Here is a 5,678-nt window from a genome sequence, read left to right on the forward strand (position 1 = left end):
AGACACGCTCGATCGATTACATCCCCGAGGCCGAGCGCCATGGCAGCCTCTACAGCCAGTTCACCCTGTGGCTCGGCGCCAATCTGCAGATCACGGCGATTGTGACCGGCGCGCTAGCCGTGGTGCTGGGTGGCGATGTGTTCTGGTCACTCATTGGTTTGCTGGTCGGCCAGTTGCTCGGCGGCGCGGTGGTGGCGCTGCACGCTGCACAAGGACCCAAGCTCGGGCTGCCGCAGATGATCTCCAGTCGCGTGCAGTTCGGGGTCTATGGGGCGGCGATTCCGATTGTGCTGGTGTGTCTGATGTACCTCGGCTTCAGCGCCACCGGCGCGGTACTGTCGGGGCAGGCCATTGCTCAATTGGTCCATGTCAGTGACAGCGCCGGCATCCTGATTTTCGCCTCCTGCATCGCGTTTCTGACCCTCTTCGGTTATCGGGTCATCCACCTGGTGGGCAGGGTGGCGAGCGTGCTGGGGATCATCGCCTTCGTCTATCTGTTTACCCGGTTGATGACGCTCAACGATATCGGTCTGTTGCTGGAAAACCGCCATTTCGGCTGGAGTACTTTCTTGCTGGCGGTGTCTCTTTCCGCATCCTGGCAGATCGCGTTCGGCCCTTATGTGGCCGACTACTCACGCTACCTGCCGAGCAAGACCTCGTCCTGGAAGACGTTCACCGCCGTCGGCCTGGGGACGGTGGTGGGGGCCCAGGCTTCCATGGTGCTGGGAGTGTTCGCCGCTGCGTTGGCGGGCGCAAATTTTCGTGGACATGAGGTCGCCACCATCGTCGGGTTGGGCAGTACCGGGGTGATGGCCTCCCTGCTGTACTTGAGCGTGGTGTTCGGCAAGGTCACGGTGTCGACCCTCAACGCTTATGGCAGCTTCATGTGCGTGGCCACCATCATCAGTGGCTTTCGTCGTGGCTTCGAAATATCCGCCGGTAAACGCATGCTGTTTGTGCTGGTGATTGTCGGCGCGTCCACCACGCTGGCGCTGCTGGGGCAGTACTCGTTCCTGAGCACGTTCAAGTACTTCATCCTCTTTCTGCTGACGTTCTTCACGCCGTGGAGCGCGATCAACCTGGTGGACTACTACTTCATCAACAAGGAGCGCTATGACATCCCGGCGTTGTCCGACCCGGCGGGGCGTTATGGCCGTTGGAATGTGTTGGGGATCAGCGTGTATGTGCTCGGTGTGTTGGTCCAGCTGCCTTTTGTCGACACTCACTTCTACTCCGGACCAATGGTCGCGCAGCTCGGCGGTGTCGATATTTCCTGGATCGTCGGGCTGGTGGTGCCGGGCATGCTCTATTACTGGCTGGCCAGGACATCTGCGCTTGCGGTGTCGGTCGAGCGCAGTTCGCAGGCTTGAATGCCCGGTCATCAAAGGGGGCAGGGCGGGCGCGGGGCTAACTACCGGGTCCTCGAGCGTCTCCTATACTGATCCGCGTTGACGATTTAACACAGACACCGAATGCCGCCGGAACAGCAGCCAGCGCTCCGGCGACTTCCCTACGACTCAACTGTAAGGAGAACGAACATGGCAATCCGTATTGGAGACGAAGCACCGGACTTTACCGCTGAAAGCACCGAGGGCCCGCTGCATTTCCATGAGTGGATCGGTGACAAGTGGGCGATTCTGTTCTCGCACCCCAAGGACTTCACCCCGGTGTGCACCACTGAACTTGGCTATATGGCGGGGCTCAAGCCGGAGTTCGATAAGCGCAACACCAAAATCGTCGGGCTCAGTGTCGACCCTGTCAGTAACCATAAGACCTGGGCCAAAGACATCGAAGAGACCCAGGGGCATGCGGTCAACTACCCCATGATCGGCGACGAGAACCTGGTGGTGGCGAAGCTCTACGACATGATTCATCCGAATGCCAGTGGCGGCGCACGGACTGCCGTGGACAATGCCACGGTGCGTTCGGTGTTCATTATCGGCCCGGACAAAAAGGTCAAGGCGATGCTGATCTACCCGATGAGTGCCGGGCGCAACTTCGATGAAGTTCTGCGTCTGCTCGATTCTCTGCAACTGAACGCCAAGCACACCGTTGCCACGCCGGTGAACTGGCGTCCGGGCGAGGACGTCATCATTCCCACTTCGGTCTCCGATGAGGACGCCAGGAAGAAATACCCGGATGGCTTCAAGACGCTGAAACCTTATTTGCGCACCGTGGCGCAACCGAAGTAACTCATCTGTTCGGAGACCACCCACATGGCCGTCCAGGTCCTGCGCGTTGATGCAACCCACATCGATAAAGTCGCCAGCCTCTTCGACGCCTATCGAGGCTTTTACGGCCAGCCCTCGAACCTGATGCAGTCTCGCGCTTTCATCGCAGAGCGCATCGCCAGGGACGAATCGGTGATTTTCTTCGCCGAGGACTCCACGGGCGAAGCGCTCGGCTTTGTCCAGTTGTACCCGACGTTCTCCTCCATCGACGCCCACCGCACCTGGCTGCTCAACGACCTCTTCACCACACCTGCCGCCCGCGGCAGAGGGGTAGGGACGTTGCTGATGAACACCGCCCGAGCCTTTGCGCTGTTGACCGGCGCCAAGGGCATGGTGCTGGAAACGGCCACGGACAATCACCTTGCGCAACGGTTGTATGAATCATTGGGCTATGTGCGTGATACGGGTTACTACACCTATTGCCTCGACTTGAAGTAGGCGCAAACTTGTGACCCCAGCGCCAGCCATTTTCTATGGACGGTTCGAAACCCTCACTCAAGGCGCGCCAAACAGCATCGTCCAATAAACCCCTTTGTTGCTGCGCGAATCGCTGGCGTACGCCGCGCCGACCTGGGTAAACATCGGGTTCATCAGGTTGGCGCAATGCCCGGGGCTGGCCAGCCAGCCGGACATCGCCTGGCTGGGCGAGCCTTGCCCGGCGGCGATGTTCTCGCCGATCTGCCGGCCGCGGTAGCCGGCGGCTCTGGCGCGATCCGCCGGCATATCACCGTCGGGGTCCTGGTGGGCGAAGTAGTTGCCGTAGGCCATTGCCTTGCTGTGCCCTTGCGCGGCGGCGCCCAGGGCGGCGTTCCAGGTTAATGGCCGTGCGGCGGCGAAGCGTTGGCGCCCACACATGCGTGGCCTGGCTCTTGCCGCGTTGACCTGCGCCAGCAACGTCTTGCCCGCAGCGCGCGAATCGCCGATACGCCCATCGAGCACCGGTTGCGCCAGCACCACCCGCCATTCGCTGCGGGCACGAGTGACACCGATGTCGGCGTATTGGGTATCGAGCAGCGCCCCACAGTAGTCGCTCTGGAGCATGTCGAACGCCTCATCGGCATCTTGCGCGCCGACCAGGCGGATGGTCCGTACCGTTACAGCCTGATAGCCGTTAGCCTTCAACCCCTCCCGCAAACCACCGCCATAGCCGATCGGCAAGGACAAGTCCGATTTCAGCGCCAGTGGCCGTAACGGCCTGACTGCACGCCCCGCGCAGCGGTCGGGATCGGCGCGGTAATCGTTGATGACTTCCACCAGTTGCCGTTCCCCACTGGCATGGGCGGGGCTGGCGAACAGCGGAAACAAAGGCATCAGGCACAGCGAAATAAAGCGGCAGCAGCGGACAGTCGGGCGCATGAACAGACAGCTCTGATGAGTTGACGACGATAAGGGTGGGATAAAGATGAGCAATAACCGCATGAGCGCTTCATTGGGCGAGCGTCTTTTACGGCACGGCTATGACTGCGGGTCTCAAAACTGGTTCACGAGGGGAACAGACAAATTTGACGGCTACGCTGAGAGGGCCGATTCAGACGGGTCACGAGTCTGGGACAGCAGACGCTCGCACTGGTAACGTACTGACATCATTCGAGTGGTACAGGGACATGACTAAGACCAAGGGCAACAAGGATTGGGTCAAGCGCTCGGCGCAGCCGTTGAAGATGGAGCGCATCGAAGCCTTTTTTGGCGGCCATGGCTTTACGCCGCATCGCCACGATACTTACGCCATCGGGCGAACGCTGTCGGGTGTACAAAGTTTCCAGTACCGCAAATCCCAGCGCCACAGCCTGCCCGGTAAAACCATCGTCTTGCACCCGGACGAGGTGCATGACGGTGAGGCCGGTACCGAAGCGGGTTTTCATTACCGGATGATCTACATCGAACCTGCCCTGATTCAGCAGGTGCTGGGCGGCAAGCCGTTGCCATTTATCGAGGGTGGCTTATCGAGCGACCCACGGCTGGGTGCCGCAACCCAGGTACTGCTGCAAAACCTCGACGCTTGCATCGAACCCCTGGAAGAAGACGATGCCCTTTACGATCTCGCGCAGGCGCTGGATACGCTCTCTGGTCAGCGTGGGCGGCGCAAGTCATTTGATTTTGCAGCGGCCGAGCGCGCGCGTGCGCTGATTCATGACTCGCTGGATCGAGTCATTACCCTGGATGAGTTATCCCAGGCGAGTGGTCGAGACCGGTGGAGCCTGAGCCGTGATTTTCGGGCGCTGTACGGCACAAGCCCCTATCGGTACATGACCCAGCGCCGRCTCGACCTGGCAAGAGCATTGATGATTGGGGGCCACTCGATGGCAGAGGCGGCCGTATGCGCAGGTTTTTTCGACCAAAGCCACATGACGCGTCAATTCGTCCAGACCTACGGCGTCTCCCCCGGCCGGTGGCTGAAGAGGTTGGGCCTTGATTGAGCAGGGTCCCGGCCAACTTGCACAATCATGCAATACGCAGCGTTAGGTCATCCCTAGAGTCAGGGCTCGATATCTTGTCCAATGAGGGTGACTTAAATGAATTCCCAGGCCTGCACCGCGATTAACTTTGCCGAAAAATATGCCTTGTTCAGCGAGCAATGGGCGCCAAAGGTGATTGCCGAAATGAACGACTATCAGTTCAAGGTGGTGAAAATCGAAGGCGACTTTGTCTGGCATTCCCATGCCGATACCGATGAAGCCTTCATCGTCCTTGAAGGCGAGCTTCGCATCGATCTTCGGGAGCGGGCCGTCGTGGTTGGGCGGGGAGAAATGTACGTCGTCCCCAAGGGCGTCGAACACAAGCCTTATGCAGAACGCGAGGTGAAACTGTTGCTGATCGAGCCGCGAGGTGTGCTGAATACCGGTGATCAAGCCGGGGAAAGAACCGCAATGAATGATGTGTGGATCTAGACGTTTTGGTGGTTTTTGCCGGCCTTTTCGTTGAAACGATTCGATGGAGGCCGGCAAAATGCCTCTCGTCGGGAGATAAAGCAGCTATTGCGCGCTTTTCAGCTATTCTTGCGGCATCTGGAGGGTGCCATTACGTGCTGGCACACGATGCGCAGGGAAGGGAAAGACAAATGGATGATGTGCATTGCGTGCAAGTTATCGCTGTGACTGGCGGTAAAGGGGGCGTGGGCAAGACAACGGTAGCGGTTAACCTCTCGTTGGCGTTGGCAAAAATGGGGCGGCGCGTCGTATTGCTGGATGCCGATCTTGGCCTGGCGAATATCGATATTCTGCTGGGGCTGACTCCGCGCTACACACTGGCCGATGTTCTCGAAGGGCGTTGCGAGCTGTCCGAGGCACTCATGCCTGGGCCTGGAGGCATTCGTGTGGCCCCGGCTTCTTCTGGTTTGCAGAACATGACTCATCTGGAGCCTGCGCAATACCGCGCGCTGATCCAGGCCTTTAGCGATATCGGCGACAAAYTGGATGTGCTGATCATCGATACGGCCGCCGGTATCGG

7 protein-coding genes are annotated in these 5,678 nt (G+C 59.5%); 6 read left to right on the forward strand and 1 reads right to left on the reverse strand.

Going from position 1 to position 5,678, the window contains the following annotated elements; all coding sequences use genetic code 11:
- The 3 genes from AC1DLB_RS19565 to AC1DLB_RS19575 form a co-directional block, all read left to right on the forward strand.
- The coding region (locus AC1DLB_RS19565) for a purine-cytosine permease family protein (protein ID WP_477785473.1) at positions 1-1,370 on the forward strand (1,370 nt) is incomplete at its 5' end.
- 168 nt (positions 1,371-1,538) lie between these two features.
- Positions 1,539-2,192, forward strand: coding sequence for a peroxiredoxin (locus AC1DLB_RS19570; RefSeq protein ID WP_018928249.1), 654 nt, complete (start codon positions 1,539-1,541; stop codon positions 2,190-2,192).
- A 24-nt stretch (positions 2,193-2,216) separates the two neighbouring features.
- Positions 2,217-2,669 carry a GNAT family N-acetyltransferase gene (locus AC1DLB_RS19575; RefSeq protein WP_018928248.1) on the forward strand — a complete coding sequence of 151 codons (453 nt, stop codon included), beginning with the start codon at positions 2,217-2,219 and terminating at the stop codon, positions 2,667-2,669.
- Between the two features lie 57 nt (positions 2,670-2,726).
- On the opposite strand, the gene AC1DLB_RS19580 is transcribed toward AC1DLB_RS19575, so the two are convergent.
- Positions 2,727-3,587, reverse strand: coding sequence for a CAP domain-containing protein (locus AC1DLB_RS19580; protein WP_018928247.1), 861 nt, complete (start codon positions 3,585-3,587; stop codon positions 2,727-2,729).
- A 248-nt stretch (positions 3,588-3,835) separates the two neighbouring features.
- On the opposite strand from AC1DLB_RS19580, the gene AC1DLB_RS19585 reads away from it, so the two are divergent.
- The 3 genes from AC1DLB_RS19585 to AC1DLB_RS19595 all read left to right on the forward strand — a co-directional run.
- Complete coding sequence (locus AC1DLB_RS19585) at positions 3,836-4,648, forward strand: AraC family transcriptional regulator (RefSeq protein WP_457326912.1); 813 nt, start codon at positions 3,836-3,838, stop codon at positions 4,646-4,648.
- Positions 4,649-4,744: 96 nt separating this feature from the next.
- Complete coding sequence (locus AC1DLB_RS19590) at positions 4,745-5,119, forward strand: cupin domain-containing protein (protein WP_064616884.1); 375 nt, start codon at positions 4,745-4,747, stop codon at positions 5,117-5,119.
- A 170-nt stretch (positions 5,120-5,289) separates the two neighbouring features.
- A partial coding sequence (locus AC1DLB_RS19595; protein WP_477785474.1) for an AAA family ATPase occupies positions 5,290-5,678 on the forward strand: 389 nt, incomplete at its 3' end.

The organism is Pseudomonas sp. 05N434 (genome assembly GCF_056396965.1).

Excerpts from the sequence above, each read along its gene's own strand:
- AC1DLB_RS19580 (WP_018928247.1), bottom strand. The coding sequence starts at position 3,587 with ATGCGCCCGACTGTCCGCTGCTGCCGCTTTATTTCGCTGTGCCTGATG.
- AC1DLB_RS19570 (WP_018928249.1), top strand. The coding sequence starts at position 1,539 with ATGGCAATCCGTATTGGAGACGAAGCACCGGACTTTACCGCTGAAAGC.
- AC1DLB_RS19590 (WP_064616884.1), top strand. The coding sequence starts at position 4,745 with ATGAATTCCCAGGCCTGCACCGCGATTAACTTTGCCGAAAAATATGCC.
- AC1DLB_RS19575 (WP_018928248.1), top strand. The coding sequence starts at position 2,217 with ATGGCCGTCCAGGTCCTGCGCGTTGATGCAACCCACATCGATAAAGTC.